Source organism: Saccharothrix longispora (genome assembly GCF_030852425.1).
Taxonomy (GTDB): Bacteria; Actinomycetota; Actinomycetes; order Mycobacteriales; family Pseudonocardiaceae; genus Actinosynnema; species Actinosynnema longispora.
This window is the reverse complement of the sequence record NZ_NSDM01000051.1, coordinates 1-954: the sequence shown is the minus strand read 5'-3', so window position 1 is coordinate 954 and position 954 is coordinate 1. Positions and strand designations below refer to the sequence as shown.

General features: G+C 70.4%; 1 pseudogene. It reads right to left on the bottom strand.

The features are described 5' to 3' along the window. Window positions 1-954, bottom strand: a pseudogene (locus CKY47_RS36775) (IS3 family transposase); the annotation flags it as partial.

Sequence of the window (954 nt, the reverse complement as noted above, 5' to 3'; positions counted from 1 at the left end):
GACATCTGGCCGACGTGGGAGTGGCGGCGTCGGGTGTTGTAACGATGCGCCCAGCCGAACACCGCCAGCCGTGCCTCCCTTTCACTGCACCAACTCTGGGCGCCTTGTAGCGTCTCGCGTTTGAAGGAGGCGTTGAGGCTTTCGGCGGCGGCGTTGTCCGCGGAGCTGCCGACCGCGCCCATGGATCTGGTCACTCCGGCGGTGCGGCAGGCGTCGGCGAATGCTTTGGCGCCGTATTGCGCCCCGTGGTCGCTGTGGAAGATCGTCCCGGCCAGGCTGCCTCGTGTCCGTTCGGCCGCGTGCAGGGCGTCGAGGACGAGGTCGACGCGCATGCGGTCGGCGACGGCCCAGCCGACCAGGCGGCGCGAGCACAGGTCCATCACCGTGGCCAGGTAGAGGAACGTGCCGTCGGCGATCGGCAGGTATGTGATGTCGCCGACGTAGCGCGTGTTCGGTGCCTGGGCGGTGAAGTCGCGTTCGAGCAGGTCGGGAGCCTTGACCGCCGTCGGGTCGGCGAGGGTGGTGCGGTGCCGGCGGCGCAGCCGCAGCCCTTCCAGGCCGACCTCGCGCATGACCCGGGCGACGCGTTTGTGGTTGACGCGGTCTCCGGTGTCGTGCAGTTCGGCGGTGATGCGCGGGCCGCCGTAGGTGCCGGCCGACTCGCGGTGGATGACGCGTATGCGGGCGGCCAGGCGGGCGTCGTCGGCGACGCGGGCGGCCCGGTCGGGCGCGGTGGTCTTCCAGTGGTAGTAGCCGGACCGGGCGATCCCGATGACCTGGCACAACCGCTTCACGCCGTGGTGGCGCTGATGATCGTCGACGAACTGGAAGCGGTTCACCAGCGCGTCTCGCCCGCGAAATACCGGGCCGCCTTGCGCAGGATGTCGCGCTCCTCCTCGAGCTCGCGAATCCGCTTGCGCGGCGCGGCGTTCTCGTCCTCCGGTGAACCCGACG